This window comes from Microbacterium rhizomatis (genome assembly GCF_008710745.1).
Classification (GTDB): domain Bacteria; phylum Actinomycetota; class Actinomycetes; order Actinomycetales; family Microbacteriaceae; genus Microbacterium; species Microbacterium rhizomatis.
The window spans coordinates 381,156-404,960 of the sequence record NZ_VYSA01000001.1 but is presented as its reverse complement, the minus strand read 5'-3'; the positions used below and the strand labels follow the sequence as shown (position 1 = coordinate 404,960).

22 protein-coding genes are annotated in these 23,805 nt (G+C 68.3%); 6 read left to right on the top strand and 16 right to left on the bottom strand.

Annotated features, from left to right (window positions below; translation table 11 throughout):
- Window position 1 precedes the first annotated feature (1 nt).
- Together F6B43_RS01970 and F6B43_RS01965 are read right to left on the bottom strand one after the other, a co-directional pair.
- Window positions 2–817 (bottom strand): ABC transporter permease, encoded by an 816-nt coding sequence (locus F6B43_RS01970; protein ID WP_150447252.1) that lies wholly within the window; start codon window positions 815–817, stop codon window positions 2–4.
- Complete coding sequence (locus tag F6B43_RS01965; protein WP_150447251.1) at window positions 814–1,815, bottom strand: ATP-binding cassette domain-containing protein; 1,002 nt, start codon at window positions 1,813–1,815, stop codon at window positions 814–816. Before F6B43_RS01965 ends, F6B43_RS01970 begins: the two co-directional genes overlap by 4 nt.
- Window positions 1,816–1,923: 108 nt before the next feature.
- Here F6B43_RS01965 and F6B43_RS01960 point away from each other — a divergent pair, with 108 nt between their 5' ends.
- Window positions 1,924–2,424: a glutathione peroxidase gene (locus F6B43_RS01960; protein ID WP_150447250.1), complete on the top strand. Its 501-nt coding sequence runs from the start codon at window positions 1,924–1,926 to the stop codon at window positions 2,422–2,424.
- Window positions 2,425–2,435: 11 nt separating this feature from the next.
- On the opposite strand, the gene F6B43_RS01955 is transcribed toward F6B43_RS01960, so the two are convergent.
- The 3 genes from F6B43_RS01955 to recO form a co-directional block, all read right to left on the bottom strand.
- Window positions 2,436–3,119, bottom strand: coding sequence for a DsbA family oxidoreductase (locus F6B43_RS01955; RefSeq protein ID WP_150447249.1), 684 nt, complete (start codon window positions 3,117–3,119; stop codon window positions 2,436–2,438).
- Window positions 3,120–3,183: 64 nt separating this feature from the next.
- The gene (locus tag F6B43_RS01950; RefSeq protein ID WP_150447248.1) at window positions 3,184–3,987 is read right to left on the bottom strand and encodes an isoprenyl transferase; all 804 of its coding nucleotides are present in this window, start codon (window positions 3,985–3,987) and stop codon (window positions 3,184–3,186) included.
- Window positions 3,984–4,712 carry a DNA repair protein RecO gene (gene recO, locus F6B43_RS01945; protein WP_150447247.1) on the bottom strand — a complete coding sequence of 243 codons (729 nt, stop codon included), beginning with the start codon at window positions 4,710–4,712 and terminating at the stop codon, window positions 3,984–3,986. Before recO ends, F6B43_RS01950 begins: the two co-directional genes overlap by 4 nt.
- A 94-nt stretch (window positions 4,713–4,806) precedes the next feature.
- On the opposite strand from recO, the gene F6B43_RS01940 reads away from it, so the two are divergent.
- Window positions 4,807–5,493, top strand: coding sequence for a trimeric intracellular cation channel family protein (locus F6B43_RS01940; protein WP_150447246.1), 687 nt, complete (start codon window positions 4,807–4,809; stop codon window positions 5,491–5,493).
- Between the two features lie 96 nt (window positions 5,494–5,589).
- Here F6B43_RS01940 and leuA read toward each other — a convergent pair whose 3' ends face one another.
- Window positions 5,590–7,350 carry a 2-isopropylmalate synthase gene (leuA, locus tag F6B43_RS01935; protein ID WP_150447245.1) on the bottom strand — a complete coding sequence of 587 codons (1,761 nt, stop codon included), beginning with the start codon at window positions 7,348–7,350 and terminating at the stop codon, window positions 5,590–5,592.
- Window positions 7,351–7,547: 197 nt separating this feature from the next.
- On the opposite strand from leuA, the gene F6B43_RS01930 reads away from it, so the two are divergent.
- From F6B43_RS01930 to F6B43_RS01915, 4 genes are all read left to right on the top strand, one after another.
- Window positions 7,548–9,317, top strand: a complete 1,770-nt coding sequence (locus F6B43_RS01930; protein ID WP_211367984.1) for an amidohydrolase — start codon at window positions 7,548–7,550, stop codon at window positions 9,315–9,317.
- 4 nt (window positions 9,318–9,321) lie between these two features.
- Window positions 9,322–10,866, top strand: coding sequence for an MFS transporter (locus F6B43_RS01925; protein ID WP_150447244.1), 1,545 nt, complete (start codon window positions 9,322–9,324; stop codon window positions 10,864–10,866).
- Between the two features lie 121 nt (window positions 10,867–10,987).
- Window positions 10,988–13,144 (top strand): CHAT domain-containing protein, encoded by a 2,157-nt coding sequence (locus F6B43_RS01920; protein WP_150447243.1) that lies wholly within the window; start codon window positions 10,988–10,990, stop codon window positions 13,142–13,144.
- A gap of 25 nt (window positions 13,145–13,169) precedes the next feature.
- Window positions 13,170–14,537: a hypothetical protein gene (locus tag F6B43_RS01915; RefSeq protein WP_150447242.1), complete on the top strand. Its 1,368-nt coding sequence runs from the start codon at window positions 13,170–13,172 to the stop codon at window positions 14,535–14,537.
- Between the two features lie 15 nt (window positions 14,538–14,552).
- On the opposite strand, the gene era is transcribed toward F6B43_RS01915, so the two are convergent.
- The 10 genes from era to F6B43_RS01865 all read right to left on the bottom strand — a co-directional run bounded on the left by era (window position 14,553) and on the right by F6B43_RS01865 (window position 23,717).
- Window positions 14,553–15,467 (bottom strand): GTPase Era, encoded by a 915-nt coding sequence (era, locus tag F6B43_RS01910; RefSeq protein WP_150447241.1) that lies wholly within the window; start codon window positions 15,465–15,467, stop codon window positions 14,553–14,555.
- Window positions 15,460–16,866, bottom strand: coding sequence for a hemolysin family protein (locus F6B43_RS01905; protein WP_150447240.1), 1,407 nt, complete (start codon window positions 16,864–16,866; stop codon window positions 15,460–15,462). Before F6B43_RS01905 ends, era begins: the two co-directional genes overlap by 8 nt.
- Window positions 16,863–17,333 (bottom strand): rRNA maturation RNase YbeY, encoded by a 471-nt coding sequence (gene ybeY / locus F6B43_RS01900; protein ID WP_150447239.1) that lies wholly within the window; start codon window positions 17,331–17,333, stop codon window positions 16,863–16,865. Before ybeY ends, F6B43_RS01905 begins: the two co-directional genes overlap by 4 nt.
- A complete protein-coding gene (locus F6B43_RS01895) occupies window positions 17,330–18,358 on the bottom strand; it encodes a PhoH family protein (protein WP_150448359.1) in 1,029 nt (342 codons plus the stop codon). Before F6B43_RS01895 ends, ybeY begins: the two co-directional genes overlap by 4 nt.
- Before the next feature lie 61 nt (window positions 18,359–18,419).
- A complete protein-coding gene (locus F6B43_RS01890; protein WP_150447238.1) occupies window positions 18,420–18,767 on the bottom strand; it encodes an HIT domain-containing protein in 348 nt (115 codons plus the stop codon).
- A gap of 22 nt (window positions 18,768–18,789) precedes the next feature.
- Window positions 18,790–19,539 carry a 16S rRNA (uracil(1498)-N(3))-methyltransferase gene (locus F6B43_RS01885; RefSeq protein ID WP_150447237.1) on the bottom strand — a complete coding sequence of 250 codons (750 nt, stop codon included), beginning with the start codon at window positions 19,537–19,539 and terminating at the stop codon, window positions 18,790–18,792.
- 3 nt (window positions 19,540–19,542) lie between these two features.
- Window positions 19,543–20,661: a molecular chaperone DnaJ gene (dnaJ, locus tag F6B43_RS01880; protein ID WP_150447236.1), complete on the bottom strand. Its 1,119-nt coding sequence runs from the start codon at window positions 20,659–20,661 to the stop codon at window positions 19,543–19,545.
- Window positions 20,662–20,714: 53 nt separating this feature from the next.
- Entirely contained in the window at window positions 20,715–21,764 is a 1,050-nt protein-coding gene (hrcA, locus tag F6B43_RS01875; RefSeq protein ID WP_150447235.1) for a heat-inducible transcriptional repressor HrcA, read from the bottom strand.
- 85 nt (window positions 21,765–21,849) lie between these two features.
- Complete coding sequence (gene hemW / locus F6B43_RS01870) at window positions 21,850–23,067, bottom strand: radical SAM family heme chaperone HemW (protein ID WP_150447234.1); 1,218 nt, start codon at window positions 23,065–23,067, stop codon at window positions 21,850–21,852.
- Window positions 23,067–23,717 carry a DUF1990 domain-containing protein gene (locus F6B43_RS01865; protein ID WP_150447233.1) on the bottom strand — a complete coding sequence of 217 codons (651 nt, stop codon included), beginning with the start codon at window positions 23,715–23,717 and terminating at the stop codon, window positions 23,067–23,069. The genes hemW and F6B43_RS01865 overlap by 1 nt, the downstream gene beginning before the upstream one ends.
- Window positions 23,718–23,805: the final 88 nt, after the last annotated feature.

The window sequence follows — 23,805 nt, the reverse complement described above, 5'->3', positions numbered from 1 at the left end:
CCTACGCGCGCCGCATGTAGGCGCGCACGGTGAGAGGAGCGAACACCGCGACGATGACGAGCGCACCGATCAGGGTGGACAACACGTCGCCGCTCGCATCGAGGCCACCCGTCAGAGCGCGTGCGGCCGAGACGAGGTGCGAGATCGGGTTGACGTCGACGAACCACTTCAGCGCCGGCGGCAGCGTGTCGGCCGGGACGAACGCGTTCGACAGGAAGGTGAGCGGGAACAGGACCAGGAACGAGATTCCCTGCACGGACGCGGCCGACCTCGCGATCACGCCGAAGAAGGCGAAGATCCAGCTGATCGCCCACGCTGCGACGATGACGAGCAACCCCGCCTCGAGCATGCCCGCGAGACCCCCCGCCGGGCGGTACCCCATGACGTACCCGGTCGCGAAGGTGATCGTCGTGGCGAGCGCGTACCTGACGGTGTCGCCGAGCAGCGCGCCCGCGAGGGGCGCCATCCGTGCGATCGGGAGCGAGCGGAATCTGTCGAACACCCCCTTGTCCATGTCTTCGCGCAGCTGGACGCCGGTCACGACCGAGGTGGTGATGACCGTCTGCACGAGGATGCCGGGCAGGAGGAACAGGAGGTAGTCCGACACGCTCCCCGCGATCGCCCCGCCGAAGATGTACGTGAACATCACGGTGAAGACGATGGGCTGCACCGTGACGTCGATGAGCTGCTCCGGTGTCCGGCGCATCTTGATCAGCCCGCGCGCCGCCATGCTCAGCGCGTTCTGGATCGACTGTCCGACACTGACATGGTTCTTGAGCGACCGGGCAGAGGCCGGAGTGATGGTGAGAGTGGTCATGCGAGGCTCCCTTCGAGCTCGTCTTCGGCGGCATCGGCGGCATCCACCCCGTGGCCGGTCAGAGTGAGGAACACCTCGTCGAGCGTCGGCTTCTGCACGCTCAGTTCGGTCAGATGAATACCCCTCTCGCGGAACTCCAGCAGCAGATCCGCGACGCGGTCCGCGTCGCGCATCGGCGCGGTGAGGCGTCCGGCCTCGGGCGACACGACGGCGGCCACTCCGAGCATCCTCTCGATGGCACTCGCGGCGGCACCCAGATCTGCGGTGTCTCTGATCCGCAGCTGCAGGCTCGATTCGCCGATCGAGGCCTTCAGTTCGTCCGCCGTGCCTTCGGCGACCACCCTGCCCGTGTCGATGACGGCGATGCGATCGGCGAGCTGATCGGCCTCGTCGAGATACTGCGTCGTCAGGAGCACGGTCGACCCGGTCGCGACGAGCTCGCGGATCGTGTCCCACATCTGGCCGCGCGTGCGGGGGTCGAGGCCGGTGGTCGGCTCGTCGAGGAAGATCAGGGGCGGCTGGGCGATGAGCGACGCGGCGAGGTCCAGCCGGCGCCGCATGCCGCCGGAGAAGTTCTTCAGTGGGCGCCGCGCGGCTTCGGTGAGGCCGAACCGGTCGAGCAGTTCCGCAGCCTTCCGGCGAGCGTCGGCGCGAGAGAGCCCGAGCAGCCGGCCGAAAAGCATGAGATTCTCGTTCGCCGAAAGCGTCTCATCGACCGAGGCGTACTGACCCGTGACGCCGATGAGCTGCCGCACGATCTGCGGCTCCTTCACGACATCGTGGCCGAAGATGCGCCCGGTTCCGCCGTCGGGACGCAGCAGCGTCGCGAGCATACGGATCGCGGTGGTCTTTCCTGCGCCGTTGGGTCCGAGAACGCCGTAGATGGTGCCGGTCCTGACCTGGAGGTCGACGCCGTCGACCGCGCGGTTCTTGCCGAACACCTTCACGAGCCCTTCGGCCTCGACGGCCCAGTCAGCAGTGGGAGTGGAAGTTGTCATGACCACAGAATCCGCGGCCCCGCTTACCGATCGCTCACGCGTGGCTGACACGGCCTGACACGCCGCTGACGCGGAGCCCGCCCGTCCGGCGAGACCTAGAATCGGACCATGACGAGCCCTGTGCAGACGGCGATCCGCGACATCCCCTTCACCAAGGCGGACGGGGGTGAAGGCACGCTCTCGGACTTCGGCGACGACGTCGTGATGGTGGTGAACGTGGCCTCGCGCTGCGGTCTCGCGCCGCAGTACGAGACGCTCGAGAAGATGCAGAAAGAGTACGGCGAACGCGGCTTCACGGTCGTGGGCTTCCCCAGCAACCAGTTCCTTCAAGAACTGTCGAAGATGGACGACATCCTCGAATACTGCTCGACGACCTGGGGCATCACCTTCCCCATCGTCGACAAGGTACGCGTGAACGGCAAGAACGCGGCGCCCCTCTACAAGGAGCTCAAGAAGGCCGAGGATGCCGGTGGCTCCGCAGGCCGGGTGACGTGGAACTTCGAGAAGTTCGTCGTGCTGCCGAACGGCGAGGTGCACCGGTTCCGCCCGAAGACGCTCCCCGACGATCCTGCCATCGTGTCGCTGATCGAGGCGAACCTTCCGCGCTGACGCGCGTCAGGTCACGCGTCGACCACGGCGCCTTCGCCCTTGCGCTCCGCCCACACCTGGCGGGCGATCTGGGCGAACGCCTCGGCCGGCTGCGCGCCGCTGACACCGTACTTGCCGTCGATCACGAAGAACGGCACGCCGTTGATGCCGTAGGCGGAGGCCTGCGCCTGGTCGGCGCGCACGTCGGCCAGATAGCGCTCGGTCTGCAGCGCTTCGCGCGCGGCATCCGCATCGAGTCCGACATCGGAGGCGAGAGCCACCAGCTCGTCTTCGCGTCCGAGGTGACGTCCTTCGGTGAAGTACGCCGACATGAGCCGCTCGGCGAGCTCGGCCTGTCGCCCGTTCGCCTTCGCGAAGTGCAGAAGTTCATGGGCCTTGACGGTGTTGGTGTGCTTGAGCAGGTCGAAGCGGTACTCGAGTCCGGCTTGGCCGGCCACTCCGGTCACATTCGACAACATGGCCGCCACCTGGTCCCGCTCCATGCCCTTGTGCGTCGCGAGGAAGTCGAGTTCGTCGCCCTCGAAGTCGACGGGCGTGTCGGGTGACAGCTCGAACGAGTGGAACGTCACATCGACGACGGGCGCGTCGTCGTCGGCGGATACCGCTGCCAGCCCACTCTCGAGGTTGCGCTTGCCGATGTAGCACCAGGGGCAGGCGATGTCACTCCACACGTCGATCTTGATCGCATCCGTCATACCGGACACAACCGCAGGGACGGCCGATCGTATTCCGGATCCGGAAAGTGCCGCGATGAACGCTTCAGAGCTGCGGTGCGTCGACCGCGCCGCCGAACCGGCGGTCGCGATCCAGGTAGAGCTCGATCGCGCGCCACAGATCAGCGCGGGTGAAGTCGGGCCAGAGCGTATCGAGGAAGACGAACTCGGCGTACGCCGACTCCCACAGCAGGAAGTTCGATGTGCGCTGCTCGCCACTGGAACGCACGAACAGATCGACGTCGGGCATGTCCGGCAGGTACAGCCGCTTCTGAATCAGCTTCTCGGACACGGCCGACGGCTTCAGGCGCCCCGCGGCGATGTCGTCGCCGATCGAGCGCATCGCGTCCACGAGTTCGACGCGCCCGCCGTAGTTGACGCACATCGTGAGGGTCAGCACGTCGTTGGATTCCGTCATCCGCTCCGCAAGCTGGAGCTCTTTGATGACCGACCCCCACAGACGCGGCTTGCGGCCCGCCCAGCGGACCCGCACGCCCCACTCGTTCAGCTGATCCCGCCGACGGTGCAGCACGTCGCGGTTGAACCCCATGAGGAATCGCACCTCGTCGGGTGAGCGCGACCAGTTCTCGGTGGAGAAGGCGTACACGCTCAGGTGCTTCACGCCCGCCTGGATCGCGCCCGCCACGACGTCCAGCAGCGCAGCCTCGCCCGCGCGGTGCCCCTCGATCCTGGTGAGGCTGCGGCGATTGGCCCATCGCCCGTTGCCGTCCATCACGATCGCGACGTGCGCGGGCACGGCCTTCGCGGGGAACGCAGGCGGGTACACGCCCGTCCAGTCGAGCGGGCGGTAGGGCACCGCGTCCCGATGCGTGTACGGCTTCGGACTCACCGCGCCCCCTCGACGTGTTCGAGCGAACGGATGCCGCGCTCCAGGTGCCACTGCGTGTACGCGGCGATGAGGCCCGACGCAGCGGCGTTCGTGCCGGGTGCCGCCGCATCGACATCGGTCCACTCCCCTGCGATCAGAGCGGTCAGAAGTCCCCGGGTGGCGAAATCGACCCGGGCGGCACCGACGGGAGCGCATTGCCCGCACACCATTCCGCCGAGCTGGGCGACGAAGGCATCATGCGGCCCCGCAGCACCGCAGCGCGCGCAGTCCGAGAGCCCTGGGGCCCACCCTGACAGAGCCATGGCCCGCAGGAGATACGAATCGAGGATGCTGCGAGAGTTGTGCTCCCCGAGTGCAAGGGCGCGCAGGCCGCCGACCAGAAGGAGGTACTGCTGGGGGGTCGCCTCGGCTTCGTTGAGGCGGTCGGCGGTTTCGACCATCGCATTCGCCGACGTGTACCGGTCGTAGTGGTTGGCGATGTCGGCGCCGTACGAGCCGAGCGACTCGGCCTGCTGCACGATGTCGAGGCTGCGGCCCTCGTACAGCTGCACGTCAGCGACCATGAAGGGCTCTAGCCGCGCTCCGAAGCGCGACGACGTCCGGCGCACGCCCTTGGCGACCGCGCGGAGCTTGCCGTGTCGGCGGCTCAGCATGGTCAGGATGCGATCGGCTTCACCCAGCTTGTGGGTGCGCAGGATCACGACCTCGTCACGGTAGGTGGGCACAGTCCATTATCGACCGCCCCGGCGAGGATGAGCCGGAGGCACGAGGAACGGCGATGCGTCCCGGCATCCCGAATCTGCGTCGCACAATGGATGCGTGGACCAGCCGATCTTCGTGATCCCCCTGTGGGCCGACCTCACCGCCGTCGGCCTCGGGGGTATCCAGGGCGCGCTGTTCGCCTCCGGATTCCGCGGTGACCGCCGCCTCGATCTGCTCGGAGTGGCGATCATCGGCGTCGTGATGGGCATGGGCGGCGGCCTCATCCGCGATCTGCTGCTCAACGTGCAGCCCGTCACGCTGCAGAGCAACTGGTACTTGATCACCGCGACGGTCGCGGCGCTGATCGGGATGCTGCTGGCCGGCGTCTTCCAGCGCTTGAACACGCTCATCGTCGTGCTGGACGCGGTCGTGATCGGCATGTTCGGCGCGTTCGGGACGAGCAAGGCGCTCGCCCTCGGGCTTCCGCTCGTTCCCGCCGTCTTCGTCGGTGTGTGCGCCGCGGTGGGCGGTGGCATCCTACGCGACGTCATGATGGGGCTGCCGGTTGCAATCATGCACGTGGGCTCGCTCTACGCCGTCGCCGCAGGGGCGGGGTGCCTCGTCCTGGCGGTCTCGAGCGCCTTCGGACTGGCGCTCGTTCCCGCCGCCGTCATCGGGATCGCGGTGACCACCGTCATCCGCATCCTCGCCGTCCTCTTCGACGTGTCGCTTCCCGAACAGCGGATGCTGCACCGCCGCAAGGTCGCGGTCGAGACGTCCGCGATCCCGACCGTCCGCCCCTGACGCACCGCGAGACCGGATAGGCGCCACGAGACCGGGGTCTTTCGTCCCTGTTTCGCGGCGCCTATCCGGTCTCGCGGAGGAGAACGGGGGCGGGAGTCAGACCGCGGCCAGCTCGGCGGAGCGCTCGCGGGTGCGGATCGCGCGGTTCACGCCCGACACGATCGCCTTGAGGCTCGCCGTGGAGATGTCGCCGTCGATCCCGACGCCCCACAGACGCTCGCCGTCGACCTGCAGCTCGACGTAGGCGGCGGCCTGCGCGTCGCCGCCGGCGGCAAGGGTGTGCTCGACGTAGTCGTACAGGGCGATCTCGAACCCGCGGGCGCGCACGACCTCCAGGAACGCCGCGATCGGGCCGTTGCCGTGGCCACTGACGTCTTCGACATCATCGCCGTCGCGCAGACGTGCGTGCAGCTCGACGTCGCCGGTCATGTCGCTCGCGGTCCGGGTGCCCAGGAGCTCGAACCGCCCCCAACGTTCTTCGGCGACGGGAGAGGGCAGGTATTCGTCGGTGAAGATCGACCAGATCTGGTCGCTGGACACCTCGCCACCCTCCGAATCGGTCTTGGCCTGGACGACCCCGGAGAACTCGATCTGGAGGCGCCGGGGAAGATCGATCGCGTGGTCGGCCTTCAGAAGATATGCGACCCCGCCCTTGCCCGACTGGGAATTGACGCGGATGACGGCCTCGTACGAACGCCCGAGATCCTTTGGATCGATCGGCAGGTACGGAACAGCCCACTCCAGGTCGTCGACGGTCACGCCGTCGGCGTCCGCGCGGGCGGCCATCGCCTCGAACCCCTTCTTGATCGCATCCTGGTGCGATCCGCTGAAGGCGGTGAAGACAAGGTCACCGGCCCAGGGGCTGCGCTCGTGCACCGGGAGCTGATTGCAGTACTCCGCCGTGCGCTTGACGTGATCGACGTCGCTGAAGTCGATCTCGGGGTCGATGCCCTGGGTGAGCAGATTGATGCCGAGCGCGACGATGTCGACGTTCCCGGTGCGCTCCCCGTTGCCGAACAGGCACCCCTCGATGCGGTCGGCGCCCGCCATGTAACCGAGTTCTGCGGCCGCGATCGCCGTGCCGCGGTCATTGTGCGGATGCAACGAGATGATGACGTTCTCGCGGTGGTTGAGGTGGCGCCCCATCCACTCGATCGAGTCGGCGTAGACATTCGGAGTCGCCATCTCGACAGTGGCGGGCAGGTTGATGATCACCTTGCGGTCGGGCGTCGGCTCGAAGATCTCCAGAACCTGATTGCAGATGTCCACCGCGAACTCGAGCTCGGTGCCGGTGTAGCTCTCGGGCGAGTACTCGTAGAACACGTTCGTCTCCGGGACGGTCTTCTCGTACTCGCGGCAGAGACGCGCCCCCTCCAGCGCGATGTCGATGATGCCCTGCTTGTCGGTGCGGAAGACGACGTCGCGCTGCAGCACGCTGGTGGAGTTGTAGAGGTGCACGATGGCCTGCTTCGCGCCCTTGATCGACTCGTACGTGCGGGCGATCAGGTGCTCCCGCGCTTGCGTCAGCACCTGGATCGTGACGTCGTCGGGGATGACGTCGTCCTCGATGAGGTGCCGCACGAAGTCGAAGTCGGTCTGGCTCGCGCTCGGGAAGCCGACCTCGATCTCTTTGTAGCCCATGCTCACGAGCAGATCGAACATCACGCGCTTGCGCTCCGGGCTCATCGGATCGATGAGGGCCTGGTTGCCGTCGCGAAGATCCACGGCACACCAGCGCGGCGCCTTCGTGATGCGGCGGGACGGCCACGAGCGGTCGGGCAGATCGACCTTCAGCTGCTCGTGGTATGGGCGGTACTTGTGGATCGGCATGCCCGAGGGCTGCTGGGTATTGCGCATTAGGAGCTACTTCCTCGTCTGAATGGGCGGGCCAACGCCGATCGCCGCGACGAGGATGGCCCTAGATCGAGGCCTCGTCGCGGCGGCTAAGAAGGAGCGAGCCTGCACGCATGCGATCAGGATACACGTGTCTTGGCGACGGAACGACCCTGAAGGCCATACGTTCTTGTTGCCCTGACCGCGGACACTACGTCAAGGTGAGGGACGAGCGCCACGTGCCGTACGCGGCCCTGAACGGGAGAATCATGGTCACCGACCTCGTCGTCACCGCCAAGACCGTCATCACGATGGACCCCGCCACCCCCCGTGCGGAGGCCGTCGCCGTCGATACGGGCAGCGGCCAGATCACCGCTGTGGGCACACGGGCGGAGCTGGCTGCGGCCCACCCCGGCGTCGCCGTGCACGATCTCGGCGATGCGACGCTGCTGCCGGGCTTCATCGATGCGCACAACCATCCGATCATGAGCGGGATGCTGTGCCGCGAGCCCGCCCACTGGATCGCCCCCTACGTGGGCTTTCCCCACTACGACGACGTCGCAGCGCTGTTCCGCTCCCTCGAGGCAGATACTCCCGCCGGTGTGGGAATCCTGTTCAACGGCCTCGACCGCACGCTCCAGCATGCGCCCGAACTCACGAACACCGATCTGGACGCGTTCTTCCCCGACCGACCCGTCTTCGTGCTGGACAATTCCGGGCACGAGGGATACTTCAACTCCGCTCTGATCAGCCTGCTCGGCTGGGAAGGCGGCACGCCGCCGGCGGATCCGGTCGGCGCGAGGTTCGGGCGCAACTCCGACGGCACCTCGAATGGTCGATGCTACGAGCTTCCCGCCGTGCTCGCGGTCGCCTCTCCGCTGATGGCCCGTGTGCTCACCGATCCCCTCCTCTCGGCGGCCAAGTGGTATCGCTACATGGCAGAGAACGGCATCACGGCCACGAGCGAGCACACCTACAACGCGAAGCTCCTGCCCGCCATCACCGCGCTCGCCTCACTCCCCGACAGCCCGCTGCGCCTGTCGATCTACCACATGTCGACCGAACCGGACGCGGCCGAGCCCCTGGTGTCGACGGCGCCGACCGACATGGTGCGGAAGGTCGGGATCAAGCTGTGGGCCGATGGGTCGCCGTGGGTCGGCAACATCGCCACGACTTTCCCGTATCTGGACACCCCGACGGTGCGGGATGCCGGCATCCCGCTCGGTCCGGGGGGCGAAGCGATGATGAACTACACCAGGGCGGCGCTGGACGCACTCCTGGATTCGTATGCGGGCGCGGGATATCAGATGGCCTTCCACGTCAACGGCGACCTCGGGCTCGACATCGTGCTGGACGCGTACGAACGCGCCCTGACGAAACAAGGCCTGATCGGCACCGACCACCGGTGGCGTGTCGAGCACGTCGGCGCGGCGCGCGCCGAGCAGTTCCCCCGGGCAGCCTCGCTCGGGGTGGCGGTGTCGATGAGCCCGTTCCAGTACATCTACTGGGGAGACGTGCTCGACGGCACCCTCTTCCCGCCCGAGATCGGGTCGCAGTGGCAGAGATTCGCGGATGCCGTCAACAGCGGCGCGACGGTGAGCTTCCACAACGACGGCACCGTGAGCCCGCCCATCCCCCTCTTGAACGTGCAGGCCGCCGTGACCCGGCTCTCCAGCAGCGGCACGCTGCACGGACCCGAGCAGCGGATCTCGCTCGATGATGCGTTGAAGGCCGAAACGGTCTGGGCCGCCGCGCACATCCGACGCGATGACCTCGGCTCGATCACCCCCGGCAAGCTCGCGGACTTCGTGGTTCTCTCGCGCGACCCGTACGAGGTCGATCCATCGACACTGGCGACCGAGGTCGTCGTGAAGGGCACCTGGCGCGGCGGGCATCCGATCGATCTGGACGCCTTCCTCCAGCAGGTCGCCGCGGTGGATCCTGCCGCGCACCGTGATCTGCACACCCACGCCGTGACCCATCACTGCTGACCCGATGTCATCAGCGACCGCGGCTCCGCCGGTGCGTTCCACGTTCATCCCGTTGGCCTACCTGGGTCTGCTCGCCGGGATCCAGGGTGCCGACCCCAACATCGCGTCGACGGCGCTCCTGTCGGCATCCAACGCCCTGCACATGGGCACGCTCGACGCGATCGCGGCGAGCATCAGCACGCTGATGCTCGCCGCGACGGTCATCACGACCGGCATGATGGCCGATCGCTGGGGACGCAAGCGGGTCTTGATGGCCGCGCTCATCGTGGCGATCGCGGGAGATCTGGTCGTGGCGACCGCCTCGAGCCCGATGATCTACGTCGTGGGGCGCGCGATCGCGGGTGTGGGCCTCGGAGCCGTTTTCGGCGCCTCGTTCGCGTATATCAAGACGTTTGCGAAGCCGGGCGGCCTCGCGTCGGCCATCGGCGTCTACGTCGCGTGCACCGGCGTCTTCGCGCTCGTGCTCACCTTCGCCGGTTCGAGTCTGGTGGGTGTCGACTGGCGCGTGGCCTTCATGTTCATCCCGGCGATGGCGACGCTTGCGCTGATCGGCGGCCTGGTCGTGCTGCCTCGGGACGCCGCTCGCACGGGCGAGAGGTCGCCGTGGGACGCGCTCGGACAGGTGCTGCTGGCCGGAGGGATCGTGCTGTCGCTGTACGGCATCTCGCACGCCACGAACGGAATCGACTCCGTCCTGACGATCGTGCCGTTCGTCGCGGGGGTCGTGCTGCTGGGTCTCTGGGCATGGCGGGAGCGCACCAGCCCGGGGATCCGGTTCTTTCCGATCGCACTGTTCCGCGAGCCGGTGTTCATCGCGGCCGTCCTGGCGGGCCTGCTGTATAACCTGAGCTCGGGAGTCATGCTCCTGGCCTTCAGCAATCTGTTCCAGTACTCGATGGGGGTCACCGGGCTGGCTCTGTCGCTGTCGCAATTGCCCTATCTCATCGCGGGCATTCCCGCCGCCCTCGTGGTGGGCAGGCTCCTGGGATCGGGAAGGTTGTCGCGCAGGGCCGTGCTGATCCTGGGTGCAGCGATCATCGTCGCCGGAACGGTGGTGTTCGGCCTCACAGCGCAGGGGCGACCCGACGACGTGTGGGCCTACGTCCCCGCACTGGTGATCGTCGGCGTCGGCGTGATCCTCCCTTCGGTGCCGTACGGAAGCATGATCCTGGAAGCCGCTGACGAGAAGCACTACGGCGTGGTGTCCTCATCGCGGACCACGATCGGCCAGTACTGGTACTCGCTGGGACTGGCCGGCGCGACGATCGTGCTCGATGGCCTCACACGCGTCGGTGTTCGCGACAAGCTCGGGTCCAGCGCGGTCACTCAGTTGGATGCCTACGCCGCCAGCGGCACGCGGCCCGCCGACACGACGGTGCTCGCTGTCGCGGCCGACTCCTACCTGGATGCCTTCGCGGTGTTGATGTACGGCCTGGCCGCGGTCATCACGGTTGCGGCCGTCGTGATCTTCTTCCTCTTGCGGGCGCGGCCCGCGGGACGGCTTCCGGCGGACGCTCCGGTGACGCATCCGCACCACCCGGTGCGCTGAGCGGTCGCAGCCGCACCTCGTGAAGATCGCCCCGCGATGTATCTGGCCCCGCCGCACCGTGCTCACTACTGTGTGGACAGCGGGCTCGCACGACCCCGCGCGACAGCGAGTGGAGTGCCGCATGGGAGCGACCGAGGCACGGGCCGTCGAGGTGGTCGTGCTCGCACGCGTCTTCGCGGATCCGCGCGGGCGGGCCTACGTCGCCGAGATCCTCCCGCCTTCCGTCGTCGACCTCTTCGACGCGGCCACCCTCGACCCGCAGTGGGCGGCCGCGACCGACCTGACCGCACGCGCCCTGATCCTGGCGCGCGTGCTGCAGAGCACGCCAGACCTCGATGCCCGCTATCAGGCCGACGTCGATGCGGGTCGGATCGGGTTCGGTGCCGGCGAGGACACTGAAGCGGATGCCGCGATCCGGGCCGTGCGGCGCGCGCTCGAGCCGCAGGCCGACATGGAACCACCGAGCGACGGGCTCCTCGGTGGTGATGAGTCCGCCGGCGATGCGTGGGTCCCGGGAGCCACTCCGCCTCCCGCGCCGCCCCCGCCTCCCGCGCCGCCCCCGCCTCACCCGGTACCCGTGCCCGCGCCGCCGTCGGAAGCTCGTCGCGTCCCTCCTCCTCCGGCACCCGCTCCCCTGCCGCCTGCGCCGGACCTCGCACCACCCGCGGTGGGCGGCGACGACGGTCTTGCGGAAGCAGCGGTGTCGACCTGGCTGAACGCCGAACTCGATCAGCCCGATGTCGCCCTGAGCGCCGCGGCCGCCCGCACGCTCGCGGTCTTCTTCGGCGCCCAGAGTACGACCGCGGCAGCTGCCGAGCCGGCGACGGTCACCTTCGCGGCCGGTCAGGCGACACTCGATGTGAGCGTTCAGCTCGTCAGCGACGATTTCACGGTGCCACCGGTCCCCCAGCTGCTGCGTGTGACGCGCGAGGGGACGTCGGTGAATCGCGCACTGTTCGAGATCACTCCGCTGCACCCGGGCCGCTCCACTCTGAGCGTGCTCGTGACGGTGAACGGCAACTTCCTTCAGCGGCTGGAGGTCACCTTCGACGTGGGATCGACGAGTTCGCCCGAGGTCACCAACTTCGGACGACCCGTCGGAGCGGCCAGCGTGCTGGAAGAACGCAGAGCCGCGCTGCAGTTCATGCCCGCCGTCGGCGGATACCAGCTGATCGCACAGCAGGTCTCGCCGGATCCGATCGCCATCCGCATCACCCCCGACGAACTGGGGGCACGCATCGCCGGGGTTCGCGATGTGCTGCTGGCCACGGTCAAGAAGAAGCAGATCGCACTGGAGATGACGATCTCGCCGGCCGACGGGGCGCAGTTCCTGCAGGATCTGGCGTTCGCCGGATTCCGGCTGTTCCAGTCGATCTTCGCCGGCCCCGAGGCGTCGGAGGATCTGAGGAAGGTCGGCGTGTGGCTGCGCGAGAGACTCGCCGGCGATCTGACCACGCTGCAGGTCGTATCGAGTGGATTCCCCGTGCCGTGGCCCCTGATGTACCTGACGGACCGCTTCGATCCTGCGACCCTGTCGTGGGACAACTTCATCGGCATGCGCCACGTCGTCGAGCAGATCCCGATGGCGGAGATCCGCGCGCTGCCCCCGGCGACCTCGATCGACTCGACACCGGACATGGCGGTGCGGGTGCTGTACAACGACAGCATCGACGACAGCATGCCTTCCAAGCCCGTCGCGGCGCAGCGCCAGTACTGGGAGGGACGCGGGGTGGACCTCGCCGAGGGGACGGCCGTGGACGATCTGGTGAAGACAGCGCTCGCACCCAGTGCCACCGACAAGGTCCTCTACCTCTACTGCCATGCGGAAGCAGCAGATGACTCGGATGCTTCGAAGCTGATCTTCACGGGGTCGCAGAGCGTGACTCTGGGTCAGCTGCAGGTCTTCGCTCCCCTCGAGGACGCGCTCCCGAGCCACCCCCTGGTCTTCATCAACGCCTGCGAGTCGGGGACGCTGACTCCGGACTTCTACGACGGGTTCGTTCCCTACTTCCTCGCGAAGGGTGCCCGCGGGGTGATCGGCACCGAGTGCAAGACTCCCGGTCTGTTCGCGAGCGAATGGGGCAAGGCGTTCTTCGACGAACTCTTCGCGGGAAAGCCGCTCGGTGAAGTCGTGCTGGCTCTGCGGAGGCGGTTCCTGACCGACTTCAACAATCCCCTTGGTCTGCTCTACGGCGTGCACTGCGACACCGATACCGTCGTCACTCCCGCGCTCACGGCTGCCTCACCGGTCGTACCCTCTGCTCCCGCTCCCGTCTGATCTCTCGCCGTCCACTGGAGGAACAATGTCACTGCGCAGGATTCCGGGGACTTCGCAGTCCTACCACCTGATCTCATTCGACGGGCACGGCGACGAGGTGAGAGACGCCGACGGCACGATCGCCAGCGAGGTCGCCCTCGCCGCGCTGACCGACCCCGCTGCGGGGATCACCGACGTCTTCATCCTCAGCCACGGATGGCAGGGGGACTACGACGACGCGATCAGCCAGTACGACAGGTGGCTGGGGGCCGCGAATCCGGATGGCGTCGGCGACGGCATCCGTCCTTTCGTGATCGGCGTGCACTGGCCGAGCAAAGCCTGGAGCGATCGCGAGCTCGAGGCCGCCCCGAGCGGCCTGCTCGGCGACGAGCCGCCCGCGGGCGGGATGAGCGTGGCCGATGCCGTGGACGAGTACGCCGCGGCGTTCGGCGACAGCGAGGATGTCCGGGAGGCCCTGACCACCGTGTTGCAGCACGCAGCCGACACCGACCCCCGGCAGGCGATCGGGAAAGACGACGCGCTGCCGACGGAGGTGACCGAGGCGTATCGCACGCTCGCCGCGCATGTCGGCGCGAACGACTCCGACGATTCGCTCCTCGGCGGCGGATGGACGCCCGACGACGCGTTCGAGGCCGTCAAAGCCGACCGTGATGGCGATGACGGGCTTCTGGGCGGGGGCGGGTTCTTCCGCAAGCTCCGGGATGCTCTGCTCACGCCCCTGCGCCAGCTCGCCTTCTGGCACGGCAAGAACCAGGCCCGTGAGTTCGGTGAGCGCGGGGGCGCGCAGCTGCTCCGCGCCATCCTGGCAGCGACTGCTCCTGCCGTCCGCGTCCACCTGATGGGACACAGCTTCGGCACGATCGTCGTCTCGAGCGCCGTGCGCGGCCCCGGAGACGCACCGAGCGCTCCCGCACGCCCGGTGACATCGATGTTCCTCGTGCAGGGTGCCGTCTCGCTCTGGGCGTTCGCCGAGCACGTGCCCGACGGCGTGGGCGGCGGTCGCGGATACCTCGCCGACGTGGTGCGAGGCGAGTTCGTGTCGGGCCCGATCGTGGCGACGACCTCGAAATGGGACTACGCCGTCGGGCGCTTCTACCCCCTCGCTGTGGGGATCGCGGGGCAGTACCTGCTCGGCGACGAACTGCCCAAGTACGGCGGTATCGGAACCTTCGGCATCCAGGGCGCGGGGGCGGTCGATCTGCCCGACCTCGTGCCGGGGTCGACCTCGGACGACACCGCGTTCCGCCCGGGAACGGTCTACAACATCGACGCCAGCCAGGTCATCCACACGCTCGACGGCGCCTCGGGGGCACACAACGACCTTGCCCACGCGGAACTGTCGTGGCTGGGATGGCGTGCCGCGCTCGTCGGTGTGCAACGCCCCGGAGCGTGAGACCGGGCGGCTCCCTCAGAATCCGAGCCGGCCCAGCTGCTTCGGATCGCGCTGCCACTCCTTGGCCACCCGAACGTGCAGCGACAGGAACACCCGCGAGCCGACGAGGGGCTCGATCCCGGCACGCGCCCGCCGTCCGACATCCGCGAGCCGCGAGCCCTTGTGGCCGATGATGATCGCCTTCTGGCTGTCGCGCTCGACGACGATGTTCGCGTAGATGTCGGTGAGGTCGGAGTCGGCACGCGGGGCCATGTCTTCGATCGTGACGGCGATCGAGTGGGGCAGCTCGTCACGCACACCCTCCAGGGCCGCCTCGCGGATGATCTCGGCCACACGGTCCTCGACGGATTCGTCGGTGACGACGTCGGGATCGTAGAGCGCCGGTCCGAGCGGCATGAGTGCCAGGACCTCGTCGGTGAGCACGTCGAGCTGATCGTCGGTCAGTGCGGACAGCGGGATGACGGCGGCCCAGTCGTCGCGGAGCGCATCGACCTCGAGCAGGCGTTCGGTGACCTGGTCGCGGGAGGCGGCATCCGTCTTCGTGACGATCGCGACCTTCTTGGCTCTCGGATAGCCGCTCAGGGATTCCGCGATGCGACGATCGCCGGGTCCGACCTTCTCGGTGGCAGGAACGCAGAACCCGATCACGTCGACGTCGCCCAGCACCTGCTCCACGAGGCTGTTGAGGCGCTCGCCCAGAAGCGTACGCGGCTTGTGGATGCCGGGAGTGTCCACGATGACGAGCTGGCCACCCGGGCGATTGACGATCCCGCGGATCGCCCGCCGGGTGGTCTGCGGTTTGTCGCTCGTGATCGCGACCTTCTCACCGACGAGGGCGTTTGTCAGGGTCGACTTGCCCACATTGGGCCGCCCGACGAACGTGACGAATCCCGACCGCCCTGCAACGTTGTCGTGCTCGGCCTCAGCCACGGCGATCACCCTTCTTCGTTCTTCTGGTCTTCGCGTCGGCAGGTTCGGTCCCGGCGAGTTCGACCTCTTCGGCGCTCGGCGGCGACACCTGGACCTCACCCGTCCGCGGATGGCGGCCACCGAACGCGTCCTCGGCAGCCGTAAGAGACTCGGCCCGCTCGACGAACACCGTCGCGATACCTCGACCCCTGCCGCGCGATGCGCCGCCGGTCATCGTGAGTCCCCCGTACTCGGCGGTCGAGCCGGGTTGCGGGAACCGGCCGAGAGCTTTGCCCAGCAGCCCGCCGATCGAGTCGACGTCGTCGTCGTCCAGCTCGATGCCGAAGAGATCGCCGACCTCGTCGAGGGCGAGGCGTGCGCTCACCCGGTAGTGGCCGGGCGCGAGCTCGACGACCTCGTCCGACCGTGGGTCGTACTCGTCCGCGATCTCGCCCACGAGCTCTTCGATCAGGTCTTCGAGGGTCACCAAGCCCGAGATTCCGCCGTACTCATCGACGACGAGGCACACGTGCACGGCGTCCCGCTTCATCTGCTGAAGGAGCGTCTCGGCCTTCATCGATTCCGGAACGAACACGGCGGGCCGTGCGATCCGGGTGATCGGCGCATCGCGCCAGCCGGACTCGTCACGGAAGCCGAACTGCACCAGGTCTTTCAGGTACAGCATCCCCACCACGTCGTCCGCCTCATCGTCGACGATGGGGATGCGCGACACGCCCTTCTCGAGGAAGATCGCCATCGCCTCGCGGGTCGAGGCGGATGCATCGACGGTGACCATGTCGGTGCGCGGCACCATGACGGCGCGCACGAACGTATCGGTGAAATCGAACACCGAGTGGATCAGCTCGCGGTCGTCCTCTTCGATCAGGTCCTGCGACGCGGCTTCGTCGACCATGCTGAGCAGCTGCTCTTCCGAGGCGAATGAGGCTCCGCGCGCGACACCGGGCGTGACGCGCCTGCCGAGCGCGACGAGCCCATGGGCGATCGGACCGAGAAGGATCCGCACGCCGCGGACGACAGGTGCGGCGCCCCTCAGCAGGCCCTTTGCGTGCTGACGGCCCACCGTACGCGGGCTTGCGCCCACCACGACGAACGAGATGCCCGTCATCAGCACGGCCGCGGCGAGCATCGCCCACCAGATGTTCTCGAAGATGATGGTGAACGCAACGGTCACCAGCACCGCGGCGGCCGTCTCGGCGAGGATGCGGATGAAGACGACCGAATTCTCGTGCGCCTCGGTGTCGTCGGAGATCTTGCTCAGCGACCGTGCGTTGCGCCCGGTCGCGGCGAGCTCGATGAGGTCGGCACGGGAGGTGACGCCGAGAGCGGCGTCCACCGCCGCCATGAGTCCCCCGAAGGCGACCAGCAGAACCGCGGCGAGGAGGAGCAGATACGCCGTCATGCGCGAGGTCGGTGACGCTCGGAGTGCTGGAACCCGACGATCAGGTCCTTCTGCAGCCCGAACATCTCGCGCTCCTCTTCAGGCTCGGCGTGATCGAAACCGAGCAGGTGCAGGAGGCCATGGGTGGTCAGCATGACGAGCTCGTCCATCGTCGAGTGCTTGGCCGCGACCGCCTGGGTCTCGGCCACCTGCGGGCACAGCACGATGTCGCCGAGTAGGCCCGCCGGGGTCGGGGTCTCTTCGGTGCCGGGGCGCAGCTCATCCATGGGGAAGCTCAGCACATCCGTCGGTCCCGGCTCGTCCATCCACTGCAGGTGCAGCGCCTCCATCGCGCCCTCATCCACCAGCACGATCGCGACGTCGGCGTCGGGGCTGACGTGAAGTTCGCGGAGGTTGTACTCCATGAGGCGCAGCAGCACCGTCTCGTCGACGCCGATGCCGGACTCGTTGTTGATGTCGATCGTCATGAGCGCCCTCGCTTCGGAAGATGGTCGCGCGGCCCGCCCGTGCGCGAGGCGCCGCGCCTGTCGGCCCGGCTGGCGAAGTCGGATGCCTCGTCCCGCTCGCGACGGAGGGCGAGGCGCTGCTCGTCGTAGACGGAGTACGCGTCGACGATCCGCCCGACGAGGGTATGCCGGACGACGTCGTCGCTCGTGAGATAGGCGAAGTGGATGTCGTCGATGTCGGAGAGCACCCGCGTGACCAGGCGGAGGCCGGAAGTGCCCTGGGGCAGGTCGACCTGAGTGATGTCACCCGTGACGACCATCTGCGTGCCGAATCCGAGGCGTGTCAGGAACATCTTCATCTGCTCGGGAGTGGTGTTCTGCGCCTCGTCGAGCACGACGAACGAGTCGTTCAGGGTGCGACCGCGCATGTACGCCAACGGCGCGACCTCGATCGTGCCCGACGCCATGAGCTTGGGGACGAGCTCGGGGTCGATCATCTCGTTCAGGGCGTCGTACAGCGGGCGCAGGTACGGGTCGATCTTGTCGGTCAGCGTGCCGGGGAGGAACCCCAGTCGCTCCCCGGCTTCCACGGCGGGCCGGGTGAGGATGATGCGGCTCACCTCCTTGCGCTGGAGCGCCTGCACGGCCTTCGCCATCGCGAGATACGTCTTACCGGTGCCGGCAGGACCGATGCCGAACACGATCGTGTTCTCGGCGATCGCGTCGACGTAGGCCTTCTGACCCAGCGTCTTCGGCCGGATGACCTTGCCCCGCGACGAGAGGATCGCCTCCCCCAGCACTTCGGAGGGGCGCGGGCCGTTGTCCGAACGCAGGATGCGGTCGGACGTCGCCACGTCGGACGGCGCGATGTCATGGCCGGCACGGGTCATCGTGATGAGCTCGTCGACGAGCTGCCGCGCCTTCGCGACGGCCGCCTGCTCGCCGGACAGCGTGATCTCGTTGCCGCGGACATGCACGTCGACGTCGGGATGCTCGCGCTCCACGACGCGCAGAAGACGGTCCTGGGGACCCAGGAGCTGGACCATCGCGACGCCGTCGACGTAGACACGGTCCACCGACGGCTCCGCCGACTGCGCGTGATCGGAGTCAGGCACCGAGCCCCGCTTCCGTCAGCGATCCCGCGAGGACGTGCGCATGCACGTGGAAGACCGTCTGACCCGCGCCCGCGCCCGTGTTGAAGACGAGTCGGAAATCGCCGTCCGCGTGCTCCGCCGCGAGAGTGTTGGCCAGCCCCACGATCTCTGCGAGAAGCGCGGGATCGCCGGCGGCGAGCTCTACCACGTCGCGATAGTCCGCGGACTTCGGGATCACGAGCAGGTGCACGGGAGCTCGCGGCGCGATGTCGCGGATCGCGAACACGTTCTCGGTCTCTGCGACGATCTCCGACGGGATCTCGCCCTCGAGGATGCGGGTGAAGATCGACGGCTCGCTCATAGGGCCAGTCTACCGGGGGCGCTCACCAGCGGCCCAGGGAGGCGTTCAGGACGGCCAGGGCGGCGGGCCCCGCCGTCGAGGTGCGCAGCACGGTGTGCCCGAGCCGGACCGTCTCGGCGCCGACCGCACCGAAGGCTCTGAGCTCCTCGGGGGCGATCCCGCCCTCCGGACCGACGATCAGCACGAGCTCGCGCGGATCGTCGGCACCGATCGATGCCAGCGACTTCGTGGCCGTGGGTTCCAGCACGAGGGCGCGGGATGCCGCGATCCGGCGCACGAGCTCCGCGGTGGCCTGCACGGGGGCGACGTGCGGAACCCACGCGCGATGCGCCTGCTTCGAGGCTTCGCGCACGATCGTCTGCCACCGGAGGCGGCCCTTCTCCGCTTTTGCGGCGTCCCACCTCGACACGCTCCGGGTCGCCTGCCACGGCATGATCTCGTCGACCCCGAGCTCAGTGGCGGCCTGGATCGCCAGCTCGTCGCGATCGCCCTTGGCCAGCGCCTGCACCAGCACGATCCGGGGAGCGGAGGGCGCGACATCCGTTCGTGCCGTGACGCGCACGATGACCTCTCGAGCGGACACTGCTTCGCACGTGCCCTCGAGCCACGCGCCCCGGCCATCGCCGACCGTGACTTCTTCGCCGACGCGCAGGCGGCGGACGGCGGCGGCGTGATGCGCTTCTGGGCCTGTCAGCACGACGGTCTCACCGGGCTGCGCGTCGGTCGGCACGGCAGGGCCGTCGATCCCGCCCAACAGGAAATGCAGCGGCATCCGTCACGCGTTCCGGAAGCGATCGCGCAGCTTCGCGAACAAGCCCTGGTGGAACTCCGCGAGGTGCGGCGCAGGGGCCTTCGTCTTCTTCGCGAACTCCTCGATGAGGGCGCGCTCCTTGGCATCGAGCCGGGTCGGCGTGACGACGTGCACCCCGACTCTCAGGTCGCCGCGCTGGGTGCCACGCAGAGGCGTGATTCCGCGGCCCTTGATCGTCAGCACATCGCCCGCCTGCACGCCCGCGCGTACTTCGAGGTCGACCGGGCCGTCCAGCGACTCGATCGTCGTCGTCGTGCCGAGGATCGCGTCCGACATCGACACCTCGAGGGTCGCGAGCAGATCGTCGCCATCACGACTAAACACCTCGTTGGGCGTCACGGTCACCTCGATGTAGAGGTCGCCGTTCGGTCCGCCGGCGGGGCCGACCTCGCCCGAGCCGGGCAGCTGCAGCCGCAGGCCGGTCTCAACCCCGGCGGGGATGTCGATCGAGACGGTGCGGCGTGCCCGCACCCGCCCCTGACCCTGGCACGTCGCGCACGGGTACGGGATCGTGGTGCCGTGACCCTGGCACGAGCCGCAGGGCTGGCTGGTGACGACGTTGCCGAGCAGGCTGCGGACGGTGCGCTGCACATGTCCGCTGCCGTGGCAGATGTCGCAGGTGACCTCGGTGGTTCCGGGCTGGCAGCACGAGCCCTGGCACGTCTCGCACAGCACGGCCGTATCGACGTCGAGGTCGCGGTGAGCCCCGAAGACGACGTCCCCCAGGTCGAGGGTGACGCGCACGAGAGCGTCCTGCCCTCGCTCGCGGCGCGATCGTGGGCGGCCGGCCCGCTGGCCGCCGGTCGCTCCGAAGAACGTCTCGAAGATGTCACCGAACCCGCCGAAGCCGCCGCCCTGCGCGCCGCCGAACGGCGAGTCGCTGCCACCCATGTCATAGCGTCGACGCTGTTCGGGATCGCTCAGGACGTCATAGGCGTGCGTGACGAGCTTGAACCGCTCTGAGGCGTCCTCACCCGGGTTGACATCGGGATGCAGCTCCCGCGCCAGGCGGCGGTACGCCTTCTTGATCTCGTCGAGCGTCGCTTCGCGCGACACTCCCAGCACCTCGTAGTGGTCAGCCACGGATCGCCTTCCTGCCCGCGCAACAGCGCGGGGATCGTTCGGTCACGGATGCCTCAGCGGGCGTTCTCGTCGTCGTCCAGCATCCGGCTCAGATAGCGCGCGACGGCACGGACCGACGCGAGATTGGAGGGGTAGTCCATCCGGGTGGGGCCGAGCACTCCCACGCGGGCGGTGCCGCCGGTGGCGTCGTAGTCGCTGGTGACCACGGATGCCTCGGACAACCCGAAAGGTTCGTTCTCGCGCCCGATGCTGGCAGCGAGCCCGTGCTCATCGGCGACCATCTCGCCCATCAGACGCAGCAGTGTCACCTGCTCCTCGATCGCCTCGAGCAGCGGGTAGATACTGCCTCGGAAGTCGGATTCGCGGCGCGCGAGATTCGCGGCGCCCGCCAGCAGCAGACGGTCCTGACGGAACTCGTCGAGTTCTTCGGCGAGCACCCGGGCGATCGCCCGTGTCGCCCCATCCGGCGCAGACCCATCCGCTGCGCTCGCCTCGTCGTCGGCGAGGAGAGCGCCCACCCGCTGTGCGCCCTCGCGCACCGAGCGGCGCACGACGAGATCTCCGAAGAGGGCACGCAATCGCACGATGTCGGTGTCGTCCAGCTCGTCGTGCACGAGCGCGAGCCGCTGCGATACACGGCCGGTGTCGGTGACGACCACCACCAGCACGCGCCCACCACCGAGGTTCACGAGCTCGACGTGCGACACGCTCGCCTGCTCGAAGGACGGGTACTGGACGATCGCGACCTGCCCGGTCACCTGCGTGAGTGCGCGCACGGTGCGCATCAGCACGTCGTCGAGGTCGGTCGGCCCCTCGAGGAACGACGAGATCGCGGCGCGCTGCGCATGCGTCAGAGGCCGGAGCTCGGCGAGATGATCGACGAAGACGCGGTACCCCTTGTCGGTGGGCACACGACCGGAAGAGGTGTGCGGAGCGGTGATCAGCTCTTCATCCTCGAGCAGCGCCATATCGTTGCGGATCGTCGCCGCCGACACCCCGAAGGCGTGGCGTTCGACGATCGTGCGGCTGCCGACGGGCTCGTGCGTGTCGACATAGTCCTGCACGATCGCGCGCAGCACCTGGAGACCACGTTCGGTGACCATCTCCCGCCTCCTCCCGCATCTGGCACTCCCACGACCGGAGTGCCAATTCTATCCGATCGGGATGGGCCGCGTCCGAAGACGAGGATCAGGTCGTCAGGGCGCGGACGACCGCGTCGGCGAGAAGGCGTCCACGCAGAGTCAGCACGATGCGCCCGCGCACGGCCTCGCCGCCGTCGATGAGCCCGTCGGCGATCAGGGCGGCCACCGCGTGTCTGCCCGCCATGCGCAGCTCCGACACCGGCATCCCCTCACGGATGCGTGTGCGCAGGAGCACCTCCTCCAGCTCACGTGAGGCAGCGTCGGGGCGCTCCCTGCCAGCGGCCGGCGACTCGCCCGCCGCGAGGCGCTGCGCGTAGGCCGCCGGATGCTTGACGTTCCAGAACCGCGTGCCGGCGATGTGGCTGTGCGCTCCGGGTCCGAAGCCCCACCAATCCGATCCGCGCCAGTACGCGAGGTTGTGGCGGGAGCGATGCTCGCTCCCCCGCGACCAGTTCGACACCTCGTACCAGTCGAATCCCGCGGCGCCGAGCAGTTGATCGGCCAGCTCGTACATATCGGCCTGCAGGTCGTCGTCGGGAGCGGGCACCTCGGCGCGACGAATCTGTCGGGCAAGCTTCGTGCCGTCCTCGATGATGAGGGCGTAGGCCGAGATGTGGTCCGGCTCGAGGCCGACGGCCACCTCTAGGGACCGTCGCCAGTCGTCGAGAGACTCACCGGGGGCGCCGTAGATGAGGTCCACGCTGACATCGAGCCCCGCACGACGCGCGGCGGCGACGGCGGTCGCAACGTTCGCCGGTTCGTGCGTGCGATCAAGGGCCGCCAGCACGTGCGGAACGGTCGATTGCATGCCGATCGACAGTCGAGTGACACCGGATGCGCCCAGCTCGGCAGCAACGGCATCCGTCACCGTGTCGGGGTTGGCCTCGATCGTGATCTCGGCATCCGCGGTCAATCCGAACGCGCCACGCGTGCCATCGAGCATGCGCGCGAGGTCGCCCGCGGGCAGCAGCGTCGGCGTCCCGCCGCCGAAGAAGACGGTGGACGCCGGCCGCAAGGGCGCCGTCGCGGCGAGCACGTCGCGGGCCAGCGACACCTCTCGGAGGAGGGTGTCTGCGTACTCCTCCTGCTTCGCTCCGCGCAGCTCCGTGGCCGTATACGTGTTGAAGTCGCAGTATCCGCACCGCACGCGGCAGAACGGCACGTGCAGATAGACACCGAAGTCGGCCGAGGTGTCGATGCGCACGTCGTCGGGGAGCATCCCGTCCGCCGGCGCCGGCTCACCCAGCGGGAGCGCGGAGCCCATCAGCCGGACGTCGTGTACAGCGGCGAGATCGCCCGGAGGTAGCGAGTGAACAGCGCCCTGCGCCTCCTGCGGGTCAGGGCCGGGAACATCCTGTACATGCCGGCGACGGGCGCATCGAACGCACGGACGGTGAACCACACCTCGTCATTGGCGAGCCAATCGAGCATGAACGACTCTTCACCACTGACGACCGAGTCCCCGACGGTCCCGAGCGCGAAGCCGATGCGGCGGGGCTCCTCGACGGCGAAGATCACGCGTAGCTCGGCATCGGCGCGCATGCCGTCGACTCTGCCGTGCAGGCGGACGGTCGTGCCGCCGCTGACGTACGGCGTCCCGTCGGAGTCGAAGCGCTGATCGGCCTCGAGCCGGCTGGGCGCGACCGGATTGCCCTCGTCATCGAAGCTGACACCGGAGTACATCGGGCCCGACGCCGGGCGCACATCGGTGAGGTGCAGTTCGCCCGAGCGCTGCGCGCTCCACGAAAGGAGCGCATCGCCGGCGGTCGCGAACCTCGCCTCGCCGCTGCCGATCCGCCACGAATCCTCGGCCGGGATGCTGCGCTCCGGTGGGTACTGCATCAGGTCGGGCGCCTGCGTCGCCCCGACGGCGGCGTAGTCGACTGTTCCATCTCGGAAAGTACCGCGGCGCATGAGACGAGCCTATCCAGCCGGAACGCGACCAACCTGAGAGTCGGCGAGATGCGGCCCGTTCGAACTCGTCCACGAGACATGCGTCGAC